The organism is Acinetobacter sp. RRD8 (assembly GCF_031844225.1).
GTDB lineage: Bacteria > Pseudomonadota > Gammaproteobacteria > Pseudomonadales > Moraxellaceae > Acinetobacter.
In genome coordinates, this window is the sequence record NZ_JAUZUU010000022.1 from 1 (window position 1) to 22,373 (window position 22,373).

General features: G+C 37.4%; 19 protein-coding genes and 4 pseudogenes. 6 read left to right on the forward strand and 17 right to left on the reverse strand.

Features of this window, described 5'->3' with window-relative positions:
• Nucleotides 1-198: 198 nt before the first annotated feature.
• Together Q9R24_RS15000 and Q9R24_RS13525 are read right to left on the reverse strand one after the other, a co-directional pair.
• A pseudogene (locus Q9R24_RS15000) lies at nucleotides 199-320 on the reverse strand (cation transporter); the annotation flags it as partial.
• 557 nt (nucleotides 321-877) lie between these two features.
• Nucleotides 878-1,444, reverse strand: a complete 567-nt coding sequence (locus Q9R24_RS13525) for a recombinase family protein (RefSeq protein WP_004812033.1) — start codon at nucleotides 1,442-1,444, stop codon at nucleotides 878-880.
• Nucleotides 1,445-1,647: 203 nt separating this feature from the next.
• Here Q9R24_RS13525 and Q9R24_RS13530 point away from each other — a divergent pair.
• A pseudogene (locus tag Q9R24_RS13530) lies at nucleotides 1,648-1,725 on the forward strand (DNA-binding protein); the annotation flags it as partial.
• Between the two features lie 189 nt (nucleotides 1,726-1,914).
• Here Q9R24_RS13530 and Q9R24_RS13535 read toward each other — a convergent pair.
• From Q9R24_RS13535 to Q9R24_RS13560, 6 genes are all read right to left on the reverse strand, one after another.
• Nucleotides 1,915-2,448, reverse strand: coding sequence for an SMI1/KNR4 family protein (locus tag Q9R24_RS13535; protein WP_004896928.1), 534 nt, complete (start codon nucleotides 2,446-2,448; stop codon nucleotides 1,915-1,917).
• Nucleotides 2,449-2,723: 275 nt separating this feature from the next.
• A complete protein-coding gene (locus Q9R24_RS13540; RefSeq protein ID WP_104510421.1) occupies nucleotides 2,724-3,668 on the reverse strand; it encodes a copper resistance protein B in 945 nt (314 codons plus the stop codon).
• Nucleotides 3,655-3,993, reverse strand: a complete 339-nt coding sequence (locus tag Q9R24_RS13545) for a hypothetical protein (RefSeq protein WP_004897649.1) — start codon at nucleotides 3,991-3,993, stop codon at nucleotides 3,655-3,657. Before Q9R24_RS13545 ends, Q9R24_RS13540 begins: the two co-directional genes overlap by 14 nt.
• Nucleotides 3,980-5,845 carry a copper resistance system multicopper oxidase gene (locus Q9R24_RS13550; RefSeq protein WP_180087574.1) on the reverse strand — a complete coding sequence of 622 codons (1,866 nt, stop codon included), beginning with the start codon at nucleotides 5,843-5,845 and terminating at the stop codon, nucleotides 3,980-3,982. Before Q9R24_RS13550 ends, Q9R24_RS13545 begins: the two co-directional genes overlap by 14 nt.
• A 706-nt stretch (nucleotides 5,846-6,551) precedes the next feature.
• Nucleotides 6,552-6,845: a type II toxin-antitoxin system RelE/ParE family toxin gene (locus tag Q9R24_RS13555; RefSeq protein WP_004897647.1), complete on the reverse strand. Its 294-nt coding sequence runs from the start codon at nucleotides 6,843-6,845 to the stop codon at nucleotides 6,552-6,554.
• A complete protein-coding gene (locus tag Q9R24_RS13560) occupies nucleotides 6,835-7,080 on the reverse strand; it encodes a type II toxin-antitoxin system RelB/DinJ family antitoxin (RefSeq protein WP_000246756.1) in 246 nt (81 codons plus the stop codon). Before Q9R24_RS13560 ends, Q9R24_RS13555 begins: the two co-directional genes overlap by 11 nt.
• 171 nt (nucleotides 7,081-7,251) lie before the next feature.
• Between Q9R24_RS13560 and Q9R24_RS13565 the strand changes: the two genes are divergently transcribed.
• Entirely contained in the window at nucleotides 7,252-7,623 is a 372-nt protein-coding gene (locus Q9R24_RS13565; RefSeq protein ID WP_004897646.1) for a hypothetical protein, read from the forward strand.
• A gap of 41 nt (nucleotides 7,624-7,664) precedes the next feature.
• Here Q9R24_RS13565 and Q9R24_RS13570 read toward each other — a convergent pair.
• The 3 genes and pseudogenes from Q9R24_RS13570 to Q9R24_RS13580 form a co-directional block, all read right to left on the reverse strand.
• Nucleotides 7,665-7,910 (reverse strand): annotated as a pseudogene (locus Q9R24_RS13570) (helix-turn-helix domain-containing protein); the annotation flags it as partial.
• A gap of 35 nt (nucleotides 7,911-7,945) precedes the next feature.
• Nucleotides 7,946-9,105: pseudogene (locus Q9R24_RS13575) on the reverse strand (IS3 family transposase).
• Nucleotides 9,106-9,234: 129 nt separating this feature from the next.
• Nucleotides 9,235-9,672: a GNAT family N-acetyltransferase gene (locus Q9R24_RS13580; RefSeq protein WP_004897640.1), complete on the reverse strand. Its 438-nt coding sequence runs from the start codon at nucleotides 9,670-9,672 to the stop codon at nucleotides 9,235-9,237.
• Nucleotides 9,673-9,945: 273 nt separating this feature from the next.
• Between Q9R24_RS13580 and Q9R24_RS13585 the strand changes: the two genes are divergently transcribed.
• Both Q9R24_RS13585 and Q9R24_RS13590 read left to right on the forward strand, forming a co-directional pair.
• Complete coding sequence (locus tag Q9R24_RS13585; protein ID WP_311215553.1) at nucleotides 9,946-10,392, forward strand: transposase family protein; 447 nt, start codon at nucleotides 9,946-9,948, stop codon at nucleotides 10,390-10,392.
• Complete coding sequence (locus Q9R24_RS13590; RefSeq protein ID WP_004809604.1) at nucleotides 10,340-10,810, forward strand: IS5/IS1182 family transposase; 471 nt, start codon at nucleotides 10,340-10,342, stop codon at nucleotides 10,808-10,810. Before Q9R24_RS13585 ends, Q9R24_RS13590 begins: the two co-directional genes overlap by 53 nt.
• Before the next feature lie 189 nt (nucleotides 10,811-10,999).
• Here Q9R24_RS13590 and Q9R24_RS13595 read toward each other — a convergent pair whose 3' ends face one another.
• The 4 genes from Q9R24_RS13595 to Q9R24_RS13615 form a co-directional block, all read right to left on the reverse strand.
• Nucleotides 11,000-12,226, reverse strand: coding sequence for a replication initiation protein (locus tag Q9R24_RS13595; protein ID WP_004897636.1), 1,227 nt, complete (start codon nucleotides 12,224-12,226; stop codon nucleotides 11,000-11,002).
• A gap of 507 nt (nucleotides 12,227-12,733) precedes the next feature.
• Complete coding sequence (locus Q9R24_RS13605) at nucleotides 12,734-13,849, reverse strand: Fic family protein (RefSeq protein WP_004897634.1); 1,116 nt, start codon at nucleotides 13,847-13,849, stop codon at nucleotides 12,734-12,736.
• 102 nt (nucleotides 13,850-13,951) lie between these two features.
• Nucleotides 13,952-15,250 carry a DNA polymerase V subunit UmuC gene (locus Q9R24_RS13610; RefSeq protein ID WP_004897632.1) on the reverse strand — a complete coding sequence of 433 codons (1,299 nt, stop codon included), beginning with the start codon at nucleotides 15,248-15,250 and terminating at the stop codon, nucleotides 13,952-13,954.
• Entirely contained in the window at nucleotides 15,247-15,804 is a 558-nt protein-coding gene (locus Q9R24_RS13615; protein ID WP_004897630.1) for a LexA family transcriptional regulator, read from the reverse strand. Before Q9R24_RS13615 ends, Q9R24_RS13610 begins: the two co-directional genes overlap by 4 nt.
• 351 nt (nucleotides 15,805-16,155) lie before the next feature.
• Between Q9R24_RS13615 and Q9R24_RS13620 the strand changes: the two genes are divergently transcribed.
• Together Q9R24_RS13620 and Q9R24_RS13625 are read left to right on the forward strand one after the other, a co-directional pair.
• On the forward strand, nucleotides 16,156-16,512 hold the full coding sequence (locus Q9R24_RS13620; protein ID WP_005220186.1) for a helix-turn-helix transcriptional regulator: 357 nt from the start codon (nucleotides 16,156-16,158) through the stop codon (nucleotides 16,510-16,512).
• Nucleotides 16,506-17,804 (forward strand): type II toxin-antitoxin system HipA family toxin, encoded by a 1,299-nt coding sequence (locus tag Q9R24_RS13625; RefSeq protein WP_005220185.1) that lies wholly within the window; start codon nucleotides 16,506-16,508, stop codon nucleotides 17,802-17,804. The genes Q9R24_RS13620 and Q9R24_RS13625 overlap by 7 nt, the downstream gene beginning before the upstream one ends.
• Nucleotides 17,805-19,169: 1,365 nt before the next feature.
• Here Q9R24_RS13625 and Q9R24_RS13630 read toward each other — a convergent pair.
• Both Q9R24_RS13630 and mobC read right to left on the reverse strand, forming a co-directional pair.
• Entirely contained in the window at nucleotides 19,170-21,521 is a 2,352-nt protein-coding gene (locus tag Q9R24_RS13630) for a relaxase/mobilization nuclease domain-containing protein (protein WP_004897627.1), read from the reverse strand.
• Nucleotides 21,522-21,524: 3 nt separating this feature from the next.
• Complete coding sequence (gene mobC, locus Q9R24_RS13635) at nucleotides 21,525-22,028, reverse strand: plasmid mobilization relaxosome protein MobC (protein ID WP_311204698.1); 504 nt, start codon at nucleotides 22,026-22,028, stop codon at nucleotides 21,525-21,527.
• Nucleotides 22,029-22,373: the final 345 nt, after the last annotated feature.

The following is a 22,373-nucleotide window of genomic DNA, read 5'->3' on the forward strand; positions in this document are numbered from 1 at the left end:
TCCTAAAAGGAATTTTTTCATTGGGATTATCGTCCTCTAAATCATTATGCTTAGTGTATGGGTTCACTATAAATCAATTATGCCGGTTCCGTTTTCATGCTGCGAACTTTTGTGCTATCAGAACCGCTACATTAAAGTATGCGACTGATTTTAAGTCAGTTAATATGGCCATTCGACCGCTATGTGTTTTTAGATAATCACAAAAGTTAAACTTTGAGTAATAAAAACGGTTATAATTTCTACGATTAAAACGTAGTGGTCAAACCTACAGTAAATATTAGCTTCTTACTATTCTCTTCAGTAACAGCCGCGTGGCTATGATAATTGCTGGAATTTACAACATAGAACTGAGCAAAAAATGATTTATGAAAGGTTTATTAAATTAAATAAATTATTTATATAGTTAAAATTCACCTGATAAATCACTTTTTAATTTAAATTACTATGTTAATTATTTGTTAATTATTTCTAAATTTTTCTCTAAGAAACGGAGTCCCCCATCAGCAAAACTACTGGTTGAAAAAACTATAGTAAAAATAACTAAAATAATCTTCATGTACATATTATTGAATCTGATCATATCTTGGACCAAAAAAATCTTTACTTATAATAATGAGTAAATATATACATCCGAATGACGACAAAATTACAAACTTGTAATTTTGTTAAGGTTTGTTCTCAAAAAAATAAATTAATACTATTTTAAAAAAGATAAATCGTTGCTGAAAAAGCTAGATTGCAATCGAGTTAATTAATTATAAATCAAAAACTTATATTGTATAAAATTAGTAACTCTTTGCTTTCTGCACTTATTATTTAATCAACGTTTCACGATTTTCATAAGCTAAACTAAATATAGTCGCCAATTTCAATTGAGTTATTTCCCGGCTTTTAAATACCGATATACCGCTTGGCGACTAATTCCAAATGCCTGGCCTAATGCCATTTTTGAAGGGTACTTCCCTTCCTTCCAGTCTTGTCGCAAAGCTTCAGCCTGATCAGGTTTCAATTTATGTACCCGGCCTTTGTACTTCCCTTGAGAAGAGGCAAGTTTAATTCCTTCCTTTTGCCGCTCTAAAATGATCTCACGTTCAAACTGTGCAAAAGCACCCATCAGTTGCAGCATCAAATTATCCATCGGGGTGGATTGGGCCGTAAAAGTAATATTTTCTTTTACAAACTGGATGGCAATCCCTCGTTTGACCAGTTTATCCACTTCAGTCACCAAATCTTTTAAGCTTCGCGCAAAACGATCCATGGAATGTACTATCACCCGGTCTCCTTCCCGGACATAATTCAACATTTCCTGAAATTTCGGTCGGTCGGTATTTTTACCTGAAGCACGGTCAACAAAAATCCGGTCGACTTCAATTCCCTCAAGTTGACGTCCCGTATTTTGCTCGACCGAACTCACTCGCACATAGCCTACTTTTTGGCCTTTCACTTTTTACGCCCCAATTGGATAAAAATGAACAATTTCGTAAATTATAAATCTTTAATACCAAAGTTACATGTTACTTATGATTAAAAAACATTTAAATGGTACATGTTTTTAAGAACTTTTAAAATGTAATTTTAGGGTATACTCTATAGTTACATAAATTAGATTTAAAAACTTGTCTCCAATAAACCAAGTACGGTTCACCTAAACAGATTGCTACCCCTGAACAACCAGAATCCGAAAAAAGAGGCTTTTGGAGCCGTTTTTTTAGACCCTATGATTAACCACGATTGTTTAACTCATATGAATAAAGTTGTGAAACTTTGATTAAATAATAGGCATGGAACGTGAAAAATCATAAAAAAAACCCATCTTGGGGAAGATGGGCTATCAACTAGAAACTACAGCATTGAATTTTCAAGAGAATTATAACGCATTTCGTATAAGGTGTATTATGTTAATTTTAGGGAAATTTAAAAATTATCCTCTTTCAATAACGCCATAAAAGAAGTGAAGTTATCTGCTAATTTTATAGTTCTCAACTTATTTTCAGTGGGTGATATTTGGATAAGGTCATCATGATAAATCAGAGTAATAGGTGGTTCATCAGTATCAAGATCATCTCTGTAATCAAAAGCTAGTAAGTCACCACCTGCACATTCTCCGAAAATCACTATGTGTTTATCCATAAACTCATACATGTATTCATCAGGCTGATTTAATTCAATTGCTTCATCTTTTTTGATGGAATCCTCATACTTTTTACGATCTTCCTCATCCCAAATTTCTATTTCTTCATATCCGTAGCTATAAAAATATACGTCTCTATCTGTAAACTCATTGTTATGATCTAAAAACTCAAAATAGTTATTTTGAGGAGTTAATCCATTGTGTTTACTCAGTAATTCAACATAAGACTTAGGGAATTTATAACCAATAGACTCAGCATAATCTTCAATAATTTTTCTATCAATTTGGCCATGATCTGTGTAGACATCAATATTCATGTAATCTGCTCAATTAATTTTTTTATAGTATAAATTAGGAATTTAGATTTCCATTTAACATAATGGCCGTTATGCGAAATTAGAAAATTGAATTTATTGCACTGATATTTATCTGTTTTTTAAATTTTAGACCTGGGTTGGTGCCCAGGTTTTTTTATTGCGTATAACACCCATTATGTTAAATGGAAGGAAGCAAAATAAGTTAACATTTTGCTTCCGGCCACATTAAGCTAGAGTTTTATTTAAATAAAGCTATTTAGTAATCATTAAATTAATTAAAATCTAAATCTAACACCAGCTCCATATAACCAACCTTTCTCAGAGTTTGATTCTATTTGCCACGACGTTTCATCATTACCTTTTGAATACTCATAGGCAATGTCGATATACGGCATGATCTTTTTACTGATTTCATAGCGAGTTTCAAACCCTGCGGTTGCACTGCTTAAACCAGTTTTTTTCGCATATTTAGAGTCATCACTAAAGATAGCATCCAACTCTAAATAAGGTTGAATAATCAACTTTTGCGTAATCAGAAAATCACGTTCCGTTTCTAGGCTAAAGCCCGCATAATTGTCTTCTCCCGCATAGAGATAAGCATCAGTTTCAAAGAAATATGGCGCCATACCATGTAAGCCAATCACCGCATCAACATTTTCTTCGGTGTCTTTGCGATGATCATTGAGTTCAACTTTTTCACTACGATAACGTGCACCAATTTGTGCATCCCAAAAGTCTGAAATCATACGGCTATATAAAAGTTTGGCATCATAATGTGCATCATGCGATTCTTCTTTATCGGCATGAATTTTAATAAAAACCTTATTTTCATCTGTGCCAATACGGGTTTCAAACTCTGACTTTAAATCACCTGTGCCATCTTCATTGACAAGCCACTTATTGTCCACTGTCGTAATCGCATAAATTTGCGCACCGTGTTCTGAGCGATGATCATAATGCGAACTCTGCTGAGCATTCGCATCTGGTACATGATGTGAATGATTAACCGTAGATGTTGCCTGATGTTGTGCCTGATTCATTTGGCTATGGTTCATTTGAGAGCGATCCATTTGCATCGGCTGATTTTGACTAGAAGATGTAGCAACTGTCATTTTTTCAGGCGCACTATGATCTTCACCATTATGTGCCAAACTCACTGCACTGACCATCAACAAAGAGCTTGCTAAAACAGTTTTAGAAAAAAGATTAATGGTGCGCATGTTGATCTCCTTTCTGTACTTTTTGATCTTGCTGTTTCTCTGTTGATTTGTGATGCATTGGCTGATGACCTGCATGTTGATGGTTCATCGGTGCTGAATGTGCAGCATGATTCATTTTCCCCATCATCTGCATGTGTTGTGCATGCTCTTGTGGAGAATGCTGTGAATGATCCATCTCAGACATCGCTTGATGATTCATTGATGGTACATTTTTTCCATCAGTCTGAGCAGTTGAATGATGCCCTTCGTGCGCCAAACTTAAGCTTGTTAAACTCAATACCGCAACAGAAAAAAACGCTTTAAATACAAAATTAGTGATGTGCATGTCCAGCTCCTTTTTGCTCAGTTACTTGGTGAGTTTGAGTCGAATTTGTACCTTGAATTGGCGTTGTAGACACTTGTTCATCGCTAACATTTGCCACGATCAACTTGTTCATCATTCCTGCACTCATGTGATACAACAAATGACAATGGATTGCCCATTCGCCCAACTCATCCGCAGTTAATAAAGCAGTCACTGTTTTACCCGGTGGTACAATCAATGTGTGTTTATTCGGCATATCTACCGACTCTTGACCATTCTCCAACTGCATAAACATGCCATGTAAATGCATGGGGTGCGCCATCATACTGTCATTAATAAATTTGATACGGATACGCTCGCCATACTTCACTTTTAATGGCTCAGCATCGCTGAATTTTTTACCGTTAATCGTCCAAATATAACGCTCCATAGTACCGCCCAAACGCACTACTAATTCACTGCTAGCTTCACGAGTATCTTTTTGCGGTTCTAAAGATTTTAAATCACTATATTGCAAGGCTTTATTGCCCGCAGGTGTAGATGCATTTGCCCAACCATAAACCACTTGATCATTTTCTTGTGGTTTTGCTGTGCCATGCTGTGAATGATCCATTTTCGAGTGATCCATGCCTTGCATATCGCCATGGTTCATTTTTGAATGATCCATTTTCGAGTGATCCATGCCTTGCATATCGCCATGGTTCATTTTTGAATGATCCATTTTCGAGTGATCCATGCCTTGCATATTGCCGTGGTTCATTTTCGAATGATCCATTCCTGCATGATCACCGCCACCATGTCCCATATCTTCCATGGTCAAAAGTGAGCGTGGACGTGGTGCAGGCATATGAATGCCATGTGTCATAGGATTTAATTCATTGTGCAGTGTACCAATCGCATAGCCTGCACGGTCAATTGACTCAGCTTCAATTTGATAATGTCCGCCTTTTGGCTCCACAATCACATCATAAGTTTCAGCTGTGCCAATACGAAACTCATCCACAGCAACAGGTTTTACAGGCTGACCATCAGCACTGACCACAGTCATTTTCAAGTTAGGAATACGGACATCGTAGAAAGACATCGCAGATGCATTCACAAAACGTAGGCGAATTTTTTCATTCGGTTTAAACATTCCTGTCCAATTTTGTTCAGGTGTTTTGCCATTAATGAGGAAGGTATAACCTGTAACATCCGACATGTCGGTTTTTAGCATACGCATCTGATTCCACATTTTGCGGTCAGACCATGTCGCTTTTATGCCATCACGTTTAACCTGCTTCCAAACATCACCCAAGGTTTCACGCTGATTTTGATAATATTCAGCTGAAATTTTAAGATCTTTCTGAATTTGATCACTGGTTTTTTCATGAAAATCTGACAACATCACCACATAGTCACGTTCAGCTTTTTCATGTGCTGCCAATGGTGTTTTACCTTTTGGATAAATCACAAAAGAACCATATAAGCCGTCCTGTTCCTGTCCTTTAGAATGAGCGTGATACCAATAAGTCCCGCTTTGGCGAATCTTGAATTTATAAACATACTCGCTTTGAGGCTTAATACCGTTAAAACCATTAAATCCCGGTACACCATCCATAATGCCCGGCAACAACAGTCCGTGCCAATGAATAGAAGAATCTTGGTTTTTTAAATTATTTTTCACGCGAATGATGGCTTCATCACCCTCTTCAAACTCAAGCAAAGGCGCAGGAAATTGACCATTTACGGTAATGCGCTTTACAGGCTTTCCAGTTGGGCTGACCACTGCTTCATCAATAACAAGCTGATATTCACGCACTTCGGCAAAAACCAAAGGCGACGATGCAAAACAAATACCTGCTAATAGGTACGAACTAATTTTATGAGACATAACTTAACCTTAATTTTTGAAAAATAAATAAATTTTAAAAAAAATTGGTTAAGTTTTAGGAGGACGTGAAATTTCTTGCCAATACCCATTTAGATATTGGTTGAGGTAATAAAAATTAGGCTGATCTATAGAATAGAAGGTATCTAGGGGATCTAGCGAGCTTTGCAAAGAATGAAGACATGAGATCTGTGTCTGGCAGGATAAGCTAGAACATTCCTGACACTTTTTGTGATCTATATTCTGATTAATAGCTAAATGATTATGGCAATCGGTATTCGTCTGTACTTCGTGATTAATAACTAAATGATTATGGCAATCGGTATTCGTCTGTACTTCGTGATTAATAACTAAATGATTATGGCAATCGGTATTCGTCTGTACTTCGTGATTAATACCATGTTGAGTGACTTGCTGTGCTTGATCTAAACAATGATCTTGGCTCATTTCAGTTTGCATATTGATATGCATTATCTTTACTGATGCAACAGACACACTACTCCATCCTATGGCAAAAACCATAAGAAAACAAAACCAAAGTTTTTTGGAGAGATGAGTCAACACGAATGCTATCTAGGAATAGAATTTAATCCAATATATCTTAACGGAATTTCAACTATTTACAACTCAATATAATTTAGTAGTTTCTCTAAAATTAACATAATACACCTTATACGAAGGCAAAAATGGGAGCTATAAGCTCCCATTTTTAGTCTTTAATTCGCTTTTTCGCTTCGTCATAAACTATGCTATCAGCTCGTTTTCCGACGGTAATGAGCAGGATAACTACCTGATCATCTTTAACTTGATAGACAAGTCGGATACCAGCTTTTAATAATTTGATTTTATAGCAACCTGCAAGATCGCCTCTAAGCATATTCTTTGGAATATGTGGCTGCTCTATGACTTTGGCTAGTTTCTTTTTAAATTGATCTCGTATAGCAACAGGGAGTTTTTCCCATTCTGCTGTAAAGTCCTTGTGACGTAAAAGCTTATAAGTCATCTAATGTGACTTCCTCAAACATCTCTTTAGGATCATTAATGCGCTTACGGACAAGAGCTAATAATTCTTCATCTTCTTCCGAAAGCAAAGCTTTTTTGACAGGCAGTTTCCCAGTCGTAGCAACATACTCAAGAATACTAGTGAAGAAATCCGTAGGTGCAATACCTTGCTCTTTAAGGATTGAATAAGATTTTTCTTTAAGGGCTTCATCGACCCTGAAGTTAACAGTAGCCATCATATTTCCCAAGTATTTAATGTACTAGGAATAGTGTAATGCAAATTGCATTACAAGTCTACTTCGCATAATCCGTATTATGTTAATTTTAGAAGAAATTAAGAATTATCCAATTGAAATTAAAAAAAATATATATTTATAATTAAATGAGCATCCAAGTTAAGAACTAAAATGATAAGAGACGATTTAAAAAAATATCCTAAAGCGATATGGGTACATTTTTATAAAAACCGTATAAGTTTGATGGCAGAGAATGGCATAGCCAAAGCAACTGAAATTCCTAAATCACCTTATGATCATCCAAGAATGATTTTGGCAGATTTTGAAAGCGCTACAACAACATTAAAAGCTTTAATGAGACACCATTCTAACGGTTTATCTTTTTTCAAGTTTACAGCTCCTATTACGATTGTCCAAATAATGGAGCCGATACAAGGTAGTTTAACTAAGATTGAAATACGAGCTTTTAAGGAGTTATTTTTTAATACTGGTGCAAGAGAAGTAAAGCTATATGACCTTGATGGAAATTCTATTGAAGAATAATTTTACAAGCCCTATTTAACATAATGGCGGTTAAGCCCCTTTTAGATAACTTTAGCAACTCGATAGACAGTTGCAACTCCACAATTCACTGCTTTGGCAATTTCTTCCTTAGTCATATTGCCAGCTGCTAGCAATTCTTTTATTCGTTTGTGCTTAGCCTCATTGGCTTTCTTACCTGTTGGCTTGTAACCCGAACGTGTCAGGCCCTGCTTAATACGTTCTATACGTTTCTCATTGTCTAGGCGAGCCATTGTTGCCAGGAGATCAATCAACATATTGTTGATGAGTGGACTGCTCCCAGTATCCTAGACACGAGACGGCCTCATTTTGAAGCTGCCTCAAAGGCTTCTGGACTCATCCCATCGAGATGCGAATGACGCCTGATTCGATTGTAAAACATCTCGATATAATCAAATACATCTGCACGCGCCATTTCTCGTGTTTTATAGATCCTCTTTTTAATTCTTTCCTTCTTTAAGCTGCTAAAAAAGGATTCAGCAACAGCATTGTCCCATGAGCAGTATACTGCGCAAGGCCTCTACGACTCATACTCGGAACTAAATTATGCTTCTGACAGAATTTCTGCCAGTCTCCGCTACTGTATTGTGAGCCTTGGTCTGAGTGTATGATCACAGGTTCATTGGGTCTGCGTCGCCATACCGCCATTAAAAGGGCATCCAAAACGATATCCTTGGCAAGCGTAGGTTTCATTGACCAACCGATGACTTTCCTTGAATATAAATCGAGAACCACAGCCAGATATACCAGCCTTGCCAAGTGCGGATGTAGATAATATCAGTCACCCACGAGGTATCAGGTGTGTTTACAACAAATTCTCGATTTAAATGGTTAGGTGGCACAATCTGAGGACGACCACGACCATAGCTTTTATGCTTCTTATATCCTCGAACAGCGGCAATGCCATTGTTCTTCATGATCTTCAGCACACGATTCGGTCCACAGCTTTCACCTAGCTCTTTAAGATCCAGCGTGATGCGACGATAACCATAGATACCATAACTGGCATCATAAGAAGAACGGATCAGTTGTAATAACCGTTTGTCTTCAATTGTTCTGCCTGATTCGGGTTCATGTAGCCAGGCATAATAGCCAGCACGAGCAATCTTAAGAACCCGACACATCGTCTTAATCTTAAATTGATGGCTGTACTCAAGGATAAACTGATACTTTACTCGGGCAGGCTTGCAAAGCGGCGTGAAAGCAGTGCTTTCACTTTAAGATATCCCGCTCTTCTTCAGTTTGCTTAAGCTGACTTTTAAGACGAAGGATCTCTTTCTTTGCTTCGAGTAGTTCATGTTCATCAGGGTTGTTGCGTAAAGGCTGTACGGCCTTTAGCCATTTATAAATGCTGTGCTGTGATACACCTAAACGTTCTGCCACATCAGTGACAGAATATCCACGTTCAGTAATCAATTTAACAGCTTCTTCTTTAAATTCTGGGGTGTATCGTTGTCCACTCATAATGTTCTCTCCTATGCAAAAAGAATAGACGAAATTTGTCTAGGAGAGTGGTGGCAGTCCAAGTCCAAGAGAAGCTGATTGCTTAAATCAGTTTTTTTAGTTTAGAAGAGTCGTATCATTTTAGTCAGACTATAACTTCATACTGCGAACTTTTAAGCTGAGCTTTAAATCTGCTGGAGTTATATTCATCGTCTTATCAAAACCCAATTTTTCTGCAAAAGCTGTGCTGTTTTCGTTTGGAGATTCAATAAAAATTCTCTCATATTCATATTTTTCAGCAATATCTAGCAACGTTAATAGCAATGCTGTTCCATTACCATTTTTGACTTTATTAAATCCTACTTTTGCAATTTCGATCAATTTTTCACCTTCATAACATCTAAATCTGAGATAGATATCGTCCAAGTCTTGACAGAAAAAAAGAGTACATCTAGCAGTACCTTCAGGATCTGTAAAACCAAAATCAATGGGAAATCTTAATTTCTCAAGAGTATAGCCGAGGGTCGAAGAAATATATTGTTCCATTGATTTCAATATGTAGTCTTGTTCTTGAGCACTGATTAGCATATTTAAAACTCATAAAAAAAAGTATCATACGATATCTTTAGTTTTTTTCAAACTATTGATTTTAAATTATTTATATACAAAAGATTATTCTTTAATATAATAATTATCATGCATTATAGCTAATGTAAAAATTCAAATTTAATTTGAACAAATATTAATGTTCCATAACTAATTTTGAATATAGCCTAAGCTTTATAAATATTTTCTGAATATTTAAGTGCCTTTCAAGCTATTCATTAGATCTCTTTCATAAATCAAAAAACGATCTTCTTTTTGGTTAATATTTGCACTTCGGATTTCTTGGCATTCGTGCATAATCTGCGGATGAAATACATCGATTCAAACAAGCTTTCTGATCCTCAGTTCAAGCGATACACAGGCATCTCATGGTCAACTTTCTATTTGATGGTTGAGCAATTGCAGAAGCATGTCTCTGCCAAAGGCAGACCGCCCAAGTTAAGCCTGGAGGATCAGGTTCTGCTCTGTCTGAGCTATTGGCGGGAATACCGAACCTTATTTCACGTTGCGACGAGTTACGGGGTTTCAGAGCCCACAGCCTCAAGAATTGTCCGTCATGTTGAAGACTGCCTGATTCGGTCCAATCTGTTTAATTTACCCAAAGATTTACCCGAGGGCGAAGGCATCGACTGGAATGTTGTGATCGTGGATGCCACGGAAATTCCAATCCAAAGGCCTAAAAAAACAGAAGAAAAGCTATAGCGGCAAGAAAAAGACCCATACCTTTAAAGTACAGGCCATGATTCACTACAAAACTCAGCAAATTCTGAGTTTATGTACCAGTCGCGGTGCAGTGCATGATTTCGAGTTGTTCAAACGTAATTTAAACCAGATTCCTTTTGGGGCTTTTATCCTTGCAGATAAAGGCTATCAGGGGATTTATGTGTTGTATCCGAATAGCCTGTTGCCATTAAAAGCCAAAAGACACTGTAAATTGGATCCTGAATTGAAAATCTATAATCAAGAAATCAATAAAAGAAGAATCGGAATTGAGCATGTATTTGGCAGCCTGAAAACCTTCAAAATCCTTGCTGAACGTTATCGAAATAGAGGTAAAAGGCTTGGTTTGAGATTCAATTTAATCGCTGGAATCTACAACTTGGAACTGAGCAAAAAATGATTTATGAAAGAGGTCTATTTAGTATGAAATCACTTGTTCAAAATCAATATCTCGGCACACAGTAAAAATATCCAGTTTCATAAGATATACCTTTACGGTATTTTTAGTAATTAATTAATAAAAATAATATGTATATCAAAATTAATTATAATAAACCAAGATTTAGCTGAATGGCCATTTGCCAATTTGTCATCCCGTATGTGAATAAGCACGTTTTAAGGCTCTTTCTGCTTCCAGCTTTGCTGCTACACGTTTGCGCTGAACTGTACGAACAGAAACCTCCAGGAGAGTTGCAAGTTCTTTATTTGTATAAGCAGAATAATCAATTAATTCCACAGTTGGTTCCTGATCCTCTTTAATTTTTTTTATGTAGGTTCGAATGGTACGTTCTGATACACCACACGCTTGAGCGATCTCAGTTGCTTTTAGAGAGGGATCTTGCATGTATAGGTCAAAACACTTTTTCCGGGCGCCTTCATAGTGACTTGATCGTACTTCACCACCTCGCGCCCCACGTGCTTTTTGCCGTTCCCTAAACCATGGAGCGGATTCCTGATAGTGCATATTTTTAAAACAGTATCGGGCAATACTTTTTGCCATATGCTTAAGCTCATTATCTGATAACAAATTATTTGGAAAGTAGTTTTGGTTAATTTCTTGGGCTTCACCCTGTAAAGTGAATGCAAAGTCAGTTTCGCTCACATACTTCTCGTGCAGCTTGTACGCTTTTACCCGTAAAATATCAAAAATCGTGCAGTTCCGGCCAAAGCCCATAGTTTCAGAAATTTGTTTGTTTTGTAGGCAGTATTTTTGAATTAGCAGAAAAGCTTCAGATTTGTCGGGATTATCCTTTTCATAATCCAATTTTGATACTCCCATGCCTTGGTTCAATTCATTGAGCGTATAAGGCTTCACTCGAGGGTATAAACAGATATGTTTGGGATTAAAAGGACTTCTTGCCAGCGTACCATTGTATGCAGCATCACCATTGTGGATGGCTGTCAGTTTGAATAAAGTCTTGAAATAGTAGTCTTGGCACTTGCGTCGTGACTTAAAGCTACGTGAAACACCCTTTTCTAAAAAGTACCATAATTGGCAATGACCCGTTTCAGGGTTGATCACAACCATATTTGGAAATGGGCATGGTAAGTCCAGATAAGCGTCAGGACTATTTATATCACTGTCTATGATCATGAAGTTCAGCATATTTTCATGATTTGGCTGAATATGTTCATGTTTCAAAGCGCGATACTTTTCAAGCGGGTAAGATCTCGGATTATCTGTTTTTAAACTTGATGAGCAAAGCATCACTTTTGGTAAATTTCTGATCAGAAAGTCTTCAATGTCCTTAGGCATATACGATTTAATTGAGTGATCTTTCTTTTGCTCAAGTAAACAATCCATATACAAACTCATGAATAACCTGCTTTATTCCTGCCTGAATTTTTTAGAAATTTTTATAAATTTCTATCCATTAAAAAGCTTTAAAGAGCCTCTTTTTGGAGTCTACTAAATTCAAAAAAATGACTTCTCCAATGGTGAGATTTAGGAAAAAAATGTTGGCTTGAGTTGAAAGAATGAAGATTTCTTATAATGTTTTAGAGTGGTATTACATGACCTGGATAGTCACCGACTTTGTGGAGACCTTTTAATTAGTTAAAATTGCTGTTGCTGTGAGTTTCTTTTAATTGTTCAAGCGAAAGAGGATCAAGCAGAAAATTTATAAATCAAGAACTGAAGCAGATTTTGATTTATTTGAATATACTCAAGTTTTTTACAATGCAAAATGCAGCAATGGTTTCAGTGGTTAGCGCTTTCCATTAGATAATGAACAGACCCATCAAAAAATGATGATGTGTGAAGTTTTGGTGGCTTTTCAGACGTTACCTATAATAATTATTCTAGCTGCCTCGTATATGGCTATTAACAGGACAGCTGATAGCGAGTACTGCGTCCGCCCCTTTCTAGTTTGATAAGACAACCTTTATCTAATAAATCAGTTAAATGGCGTGTTGCCGTTGCTTTACTTACTTTGGCTATCTTCTGATATTCAGCTGCACTCACCTCAGATTCATGCCCCTTTGCACTTTTATCTATTAAATAATCCAGGACTTCACGCTGGTTTTCATGCAAATCAAGATTCGCATTTTTTTGCCAGAACTGATTCTTCAATAAAACTGGTTGAATATGTTTTAAAGTAACCTCAAGGCTCTCATCCAAAGTATCGAGAAACCATACCAGCCAACCGGTAATATCTGTATGCCCCTTTTGAGACCGTTCAAGAATCTCATAATAACTTTCACGCCTGACAAAGATTATTGGTGACATCGCATAGCAACGGATACTTGATGGATCCACCTGAGCCAATGCTAAATGGGTTAACAGTCGAGTCATACGGCCATTTCCATCTTCAAACGGATGCATCGTCACAAACCACAAATGGGTTATCGCTGCACGCAAGAGTGGATCAAGTAGTACATCTGTTCTACTGTCATTAAACCATTCAATAAATGCCTTTAATTGTTCTTCTAATCCATTTCGTGGAGGAGCCTCAAAATGTATATTCAGGTAATCAGCAGAGCCAGAAACAACCTGCATAATAGTTCCGGGACGTCTTAGTTCGCCAACATGCAAGTCTTGGCTTTTGCCTTGAGGAGTGCTAAACAGCCATTGATGCCATTGCATCAAACGCTCAAAAGTTAGAGGAAGTTCTGTATTGTTTAACAGATCAAATATGAGGTTTCCCAAATTTTCATAATAAGTATCCTTTCTACAGGATTGCCCACCCTTGATCTCAAAAGATTCGGCAAGAGAAGCATATATAAGGGAGCCATTTAAGCTCTCATTTTCTATAGCGAAAGAAGCCCCAAGTTCCCTTACCAGGTTTTCAATAAACCAATTCTCTATATCAAGCGTACACTGGCTTTGGCCCAGAATAACTCCCATCTTTTTATGAATAAGTCTGGTCTTTGGCAAGATCAGACCATCTTGCCATCTAAATTCTGTCCAGTTTTTTCTTTGCCAGATCCATTTTTGCATTTCAGGTTTCTTTATTCATTCTGAATGAGCCGAATAATAGGGTTAATCAGCTCATATTATGAGCCGTATATTCAGTGTACTTTTTATTCATAGCTTTTAAAACTACTTATTGATAGTCAGCATCCCATCCCAGCTAAAATAGTTTTGAGTCAAATTCTTTCTGGACATTGCCCATGCACGGCTGTGCATCTTGCATGGTCCAATTGCTATTTTCTTATCCCCAAATTTGACTTTTACTTCCTCAATCGCCTTCTGCAATTTTTCATTTTTCTCAATCTTTGAGCTATCCGAGAGCAGGTCATAGATATAGCTCTGTTTCGATTCAATCGCAGTCAGAATCACGCCACATTTTTTAAACTCTATCCCCTCCTTGAATAATTCATGCATACGCTTCATCAAGACCCTGTTCATTACAATGGCAGAGTCCGTAGGTTCCGGAAAGCCGATACTGACCGATTTATTGTAGAAAGGCCGATGTTGATCGAACGGATTAGACTGGGCAAATGCAATCATACAGCCACATAAGGATCTATCTTCTCTTAACCGTTTAACTGCATTCTGCAGGTAATCACTCATCGCTTCCGATAAAGCTTCAATATCCGTTACCCGTGAACCAAATGATCGAGAAGAGATAATCTGCTTTTTGGTAGGTGGAGATGATTCCAGCTCTATACAGGAAATTCCCTGTAGCTCCATTACAGTCTTTTGCATTACAACAGAAAATAGTTTCCTCATTTGATGTGGATTAGACCGGGTCAAATCAAGAACTGTATTGATGCTTAGGCTATTCAGTTTTTTACTGTGCTTTCGGCCGACTCCCCAGACTTCCGAAACGTCGATCAGACTTGAAAAGTAATCTCTGTGACACGGATCCATAGATACAAGATCACAAACGCCATTAAACCGTTTCGCCTTCTTTGCCATATGATTGGCCAGCTTGGCTTCTGTTTTACTCCGGCCAATACCCACACATACTGGCAAGCCGATCCATTGTAAAATTCTTTGCCTCATATGCTGGGCATATTCGACCAGGTTATAGTTATGAGCATAGGCTGTGACCTTTAGAAAGCACTCATCAATCGAATAGACTTCCTGCTCACCAGGTGCCACATATTCAGCCAGAATGGAATGAAACCGATGTGACATTTCTGCATATAAAGCATAATTACTGGAAAGTACCTGAATATTGTGTCGCTCTACAGTATCGCGGATCTGGAATAAGGGGACGCCCATTTTAATACCCAGGTCTTTAGCTTCCTGAGAGCGAGCGACTACACAGCCATCATTATTGGAAAGCACAATAACCGCTACATCTTTCAGTTTAGGATTGAAAAGCCGCTCACAACTGACATAACAGTTATTTACGTCGATGAGCGCATATATTTCTTTCGTATAGCTCATCTGAATTTCTTGATTACATTAGTGACTACTCCCCAGATCTCGAACTGTTGTCCTTCTTCGGGGTGGATATCTGGATACTCATCATTTTCTGCTTTTAGCCAGCAGCCTTTTAAGTCAACGATGAGCCGTTTCACGGTAAATTCATTATCGATACAGGCAATCACAATATCTCTGTGCTGGGCTTCAATACTGCGATCTACGATCAGGGCATCATTAATGTCAATTCCTGCATTTAGCATGGAAAGAGAATTCGCACGAACAATAAAAGTGGCATTGGCATTGTTAATCAGGAATTCATTCAGATCTAGTTTTTTATCAATATAATCCTGAGCTGGTGAGGGAAATCCGGCTTGAACCCGCTCAATTACAAGAGGTATTTCCATTTTTGTGACAGGATCAAACTGGCGGATATCACTAATTTCATTTCCTTTTTTTAATGACTTTAAGTATGCTCTGATATCAAGAACCTGTGATTCTGGCACACGAATCACTTTAGTCTCTTCAGATTTCTTCCTGCCTGCACCGGCACGAAAACCCCCATGAGAATTTGCCATATTCTGCTTACCTTTTTGATTTTTGTTACATTAATCAAGATTGTAGAGATATGGGAAATTTCATACAAATAAAATAATCCTTTTAAAATCAATTGGGCGTCTTAAAATGACGCCATTTTTTTAACTTTCTGACCAATGGTTTAGATAGATCTAGTTATTTAAGCAAAAATTATTTTTTGAGAAATAGATAATCTAGAAAATATATTTCTTTTGATAATGATTAATTTTTTAAGCATTGCTCGTTAAAAAATTGGTTTATGCTTAAATTTTTAATCATAATGAAATAAATACTTAAACAGCTAAAACTATGAGCTGATTAATACTTTTAAAGCTCTACAAGATGATGACACAATGAAATTCAGTAGCTTAAAAACACCTGATGCCATGGGAAAAGAACTGGGGAGCCGATTAAAACAGGCGCGGTTGAACTTGAATCTTACTCAGCAAGAGGTCGGCTTATCTGCAGGGATTAGCCGTTATTCAGTCAAAAATCTGGAACTGGGTCGGGGAAGTGTGCAAGATTTGATGGCTCTCCTGATAGCCTTGGAACATACTGAGCAACTCGATCATCTGCTACCACCACAACAGGTATCACCTATCCAGCTATTCAAACTCAAAGGGCGAATACGTAAAAGAGCATCAGGCTCACATATTGGTTCAGCATCGGCTCAGACAGAGAATAAAGATAAAGAAGATATCGGATGGTGAAGATTTTAAAGACACTAAAAGTAGTTTACCAGGGACAGGATGTAGGAGCATTAAGCGTTGACCCATCAACCGGTCAGTGTACCTTTATGTATATACCTGAATTTGTAAAAACCGGTATTGAACTGTCTCCATTGATGATGCCGCTACGTGAAAATTATATATATAGCTTTGATACCTTAAGCCCAGAGTCCTTTAAAGGCTTGCCTGGGATGCTGACTGATTCCCTTCCAGATGATTTCGGTAATCGTATCTTAAATGCCTGGTTAGCTTTGAAAGGTGATCACTCTCTTCCTATCAATCCGATTGATCAGCTACGCTATATAGGCAAACGTGGCATGGGCGCACTTGAATTCTTACCTGCAAAAGCTCGCGGAGAGTTGAATACCCAGGATCCAGTACACATTGAGGAACTGGTAGCAACTACCCAGAAAATCTTGTCTGCAGATTATAGGCATGAAATGGACTGCAAGATATTTTTGCCGCTTGTCAGAGTGGCTACCAGTGCCGGTGGTAAAAGACCAAAAGCTATCCTGGCATTTAATGAAGATTTCAAAAAAGTTCTTCCAGGACAGACAAATGTTCCACCTGGCTATAAGCATTATCTAGTGAAATTTGATAGCCTGCGTGAAGGAAATATAGATAGAGAAACCATCAATGGCTCAGGTTTGAGTGCGGTCGAATATGTCTATCATCAAATGGCGATTTTCTGCGGCATTGATATGATGCCTTGTTATTTACTGAATGAAGGTAACAGCCAACATTTCATGACTCAGCGATTTGACAGAATTGGAAATGAAAAATTACATGTACAAACACTGAGTGCTTTGGCTCATGTTGACTATAAGTCGCCAGGCTCTTTTTCTTATGAGCAACTTTTTATATTACTGAATGAGTTAAAAATGACAGCTGTAGAGGCTGATCAGATATTGAAGCGTATGATATTCAATATTGTGACCCGCAATCTGGATGACCATGCTAAAAACTTCTCGTTCATATTACGAGATCGTAAATGGCAACTAGCCCCTGCTTATGATTTGACATACAGCTATGCACCTGGATCTTTTATGGGAGATTTACACTGGATGTCTCTTAATGGAAAGCGCAAGAATTTTAATTTAGAAGACATACTGTCGGTACAGTCTTTAAACCGAAAATTCACGCCTAGGTATGTTTTAAGTGTGCTGGAACATACTATTGAAGTGGCAACCAAATGGGATATGCTAGCAAAAGCAGTTGCTGTACCAGAAGAGCTTATTGAAAAAATAGCAGCGAATTTAAAGCTTAAATTTTAAAGGCCTTAGATTATTTATTTTTCCTGATTAAACCTGCGTTCATAGCAAGTCTGGCAATACGTCCTGCAAGCATTGTCCAGCCTTACGATTGATGAGACGGGCATGCATACCAACTGTTTGTGGACCATCAACATCTCAGGCAGAAGATCTGCAACTACTTCTCCATAGGGTGTTGCGGTATTTGAACAGAGGACCAGAGAATAGCCTGCATTCTTCAGAGACTGCAGAACTGATCCTGTGTCGTCGTACAAAGTAATTTGCTGTAATTCAAATGCCAAATCATCGTGTAATTCTGCAAGAAGTACAGAAGGAAGTGTTTGCCCCAAAGATAAAGCAATAGCCTGAAAGTCTCCATTAATCGACATTACCGTCGAAGAATCAGAAAGGGTAGGTTTTCGGCCATTTTCCTTCAGGAATCGCATCATTATTACAGTTTTTATTGTGGTTATTTAACTCATCCTGCATTTTAGCGCGAGTTAAACATGAGATTTTCTAAGCCTTCATTATTAATGACGCTTCTACCTATCTTTTTACCCATGAGATATTTATCGGTCTTTTTTTCCATTCTAAAGGATGATTGGTTTATGCAAAATAATCATAGTTCATTATAAGTTATTGATTTATATTGTAGGTCATACCTTTCCACTCATGATATTGATGCTTAAAATTATAATACTTTATCGGTCATACCTTTTCACTTTCGAATCAACTTGATATGGAAAAATCAGCAATAAAAAATATAAGTTATTGATTTTAAATATCTATATTACTTTTATGCTCATACAGATTGTTGTCGGTCATACTTTTCCACTCATCAGATACTTGTCGGTCTTTTTTTCCACTCTAAAGGATGATTGGTGTATTTAAAATAATCATAGTTCATTATAAGTTATTGATTTATATTGTCGGTCATACCTTTCCACTCATGATATTGATGCTTAAAATTATAATACTTTATCGGCCATACCTTTTCACTTTCGAATCAACTTGATATTGAAAAATCAGCAATAAAAAATATAAGTTATTGATTTTAAATATCTATATTACTTTTATGCTCATACAGATTGTTGTCGGTCATACTTTTCCACTCATCAGATACTTGTCGGTCTTTTTTTCCACTCTAAAGGATGATTGGTGTATTTAAAATAATCAAATTTTATTATAAATTATTGATTTATATTGTCTTTCATACCTTTTCATTCATGATATTGAATGCTTAAATTCGAAATACTTTGTCGGTCATACTTTTCCACTCATCAAGTTTTCGGATTAAAAAAGTTAAAATACCTTAATACCGATTTCTATAAGCTCTTCCTTTATAGAAATCGGTATTAAGATATTGAAAATAGGTATAAATATCATTAATTAAAATGGATCATAATCATACCCATTATCTTTTTTAGACTGTTTTACCTCTAATACTGATTTCAATGATTCATGATGATGAACAGCAGTCCTCTTCAACTCATTCTCGCGAATAGAGATATGTTTCTCTAACTTATTAATGGATATATAAATTTGCTCTTTAACTTCACGATCTATGAGTACCCTGGGATACCTTTTTATAGCTTTATAACTTTTTAGCATTTCACTTTGATGTTCTATAACCTTGCAAAGACCCTTCATGTTATCCAAGTCGTGCCTGTCCATTTTAGATAGCTCTCCTTCAAGATAGAAAAGGCTGTTTTTCACGCGCTGAACATATATTCTCACAGATAAAATCGGGTCATCAATTGACGCATTTACTGCAGTCAATCGCGTTAAATATTTTTCTGCCGATCTTGCTTCATCTATCGCTAGATTTAAGTACAAGTCCGGATTCTGCATCCGCATTTTGAGCAGAAACATACTAATCGCTTGTCGCTCTATTTTTTGATTTATTAATTCAAGAGTTTGTTGAGCCTGTCGTTCATATTCTTGAAGTCGTCCAAGATGAGCTGGAGTGATTTTTGTAGAGAAAAGACGTCTTGTATGTTTGACCAGTCGATTGAGTCCAATTGTCGGAATGAGCTCATATGCGGTTGTATTGCTTTCTGTATTTCCTCTTGTATAAGTTTTTGAAGGTTGGGACCGCCCAAATAATTGCTTAAGACCGTGAGTAATTCTGGCTCCAAATTGACTAAAATATTGTCTAATTCGGTCGATATGATTTCTTTTGATAATTTCTGTTGATAGCTTTGCAGCATCTCGTTTTTGTTGTTCAATTCTTGCTGCAATAACTCTATTTCTTGCAGCAATTTCTGCTGATAATTTTTCTGCAATTCTTGCGTTTTCAACAAGCTCTGCTTTATTGCTTGATATTCTTGAAGGTGTTGGGCTTGTAATGAAATCTCGTTCTTCAGTGCCCATATCATTTGAGTTTTCAGTTGGTGTAGCGGAGTTTCTCGCATGTTGTTCTCCTGAGCTTATATAAAAAGGTTTAGAAATGAGAGGGTGCTGAACCCGCCGAATATCAAAATGCACCACAGCATTTTCTGGCATGCTGTCCTGATTTCCAGCAATTTTTGCAAGCCATCTTGTTGCTGTTCCAGATATAACTGTTGAAGAGTCTCGGTATTGCTTTTCATTCTGCTTAGTATTCTGTTCATTAACTCTGTACTCTTTATCATGTCTGCCTGATAAATTTCGTGCTGCTGCTTCTGCTGCCTCATCACTATTTTGATGTCGTCGAACTGCAGCTGGTTCATGCACTGCAAAGCTGTCCACTCCATATCCAGCTGCTGACCTTCGAGAATCGTTTTTTTGAGCTGAGTTTTCAAATTCTCGTGATTCTGCTGGCTGAGTTTCAGCTCCTCCTCTGCCTCTATAAGTAGCGGGGTAATATTTCTGGTTATATTTAAAACGTTTTTTTCTAACTGACTTAAGTTCGCTAATATATTCTTTGAGCTGGTTTGAATATTCTTCATTGCCTCCTGGTGGTCCTTTAACTGCTTCTGTTCCTGTTTGATTTTCTCTGTAATCAGAGAATGAAAATCCGTCATGATAATAAGTCTCTCTTAAGCGATCTGTTGCCTGGTCTGTTTTTAATGAAATGTACGTCTGCCCTTCCCTCGTGATCTCACCAAGTTCAGACAATGAAGTAAGTAACTCCTGCCGGTTGTTGATCACCCCATATAAAATCCGCTGTTCAATAAACTGATTGATCAGTTCAACACGTGTCTTTTTGGGCTCATCTTTCAGACCGGCTTTGACAGCAGCAGCATTTTGCAAATGGATATGATTTGATAATTTTGCCTCCTTTGATCTCTTTTGATCATCGGGCCTTGCCCATTCATACTTGTAATTAAAAAAGTCTCGCAAAGGATCAAAATAATGGTGGTGGCCGGGTGGGGCTATATTTAGAGACTTGCCGGATGTCAGTTCAACGCGTGGTACAAGAATATGTAGATGCCGCGAACCGTCATCTTCCAGGTGCATAACAGCGGTCATGTGATACTGTTCTGAGCTCAAACCTGCAAATGCATGCTCTTCAAATACATCTAAAACTTCATGAAGCTGTTCATCAGTGACCCGGTCTTCGGGTGACCATGCAATCACGGCTGAGGTGTAGCAATATTGAAATGGGACACTTCGTGCCAAAGCAGTAAAACTGACAGCATCACCTCGCAAGATCTGCACCCCTGCCCTCATGTTTCCTTGATGATCTTTCTCGCCTAAAACATAAGAAGCAGCTTTGCCCGGGTCTCCTGTTCCCACATTCAAAAATTTGATCAACATAAATTATCTCGATGTATCCGTGGCAATTTTAATCGCCCGGTCTTTTTGTTTCTTATATGCCTGATCTGATAACTTATAAGGATGGATAGCATCTAGGCATTGATGTAGCTCAATCTGAATAAGCTCCAAAATTTCCACACATTCTAAAAATGAAAATCGTTGTATCTGGTTTTGTTGAGCCAGACACAAAAAATTGAGTGAGCGGGCTATTTGGTTCACATTATTTCCGATCCTGCCCACCTCTCTTAGAAAGAGTGGATCCATGGCTGGAGCTGGACGAGTAATACTTTTTTCACCTCGTCTTCGTTTTCTGAAATTAACACTCCCTTCCTCTTCTTTCTGTTGTTCTAAAACGCCATGGATATTTTTTTGAAACTCATATCTGATCAAACCATGTACAAAATCAGTAAAAATGACATTTTGTTTTTTAAGTAACCACTCCAGTTGTACGGCTTGCGCGGGCAGAAAACGGAGTCTTTTAATAATGTCACGTTTAGGTTTCTTCATTACTTGCCTCAGCTTAAAGGGTGTTTTTTTGGGGTCTTAGGGGGTCGCCCCTAACAAGCCCTGTTGCGTACCAAAAATAAACTGCGCAGCAGTTTTTTTTGTAGCTACAGGTAGGCTTGCTTAATAAACTGCTCTTTTTAAGAACAATTTCCCCTCCTGAATCCCAAGCATAAAGGAATTAAAAAATTCAAATCCCATCCGTCGAATTTCGATTTTTTTTGAACGAAATCATCTATTTTTTTGAAAGAGTTACTTTATTTCTCAAGCGGAAACGAGTTGTAAATCAGCGTTCAATCTCGAATTAATGTTCATTGATATAGATTTATATCTAAAAAATCTTAAAAA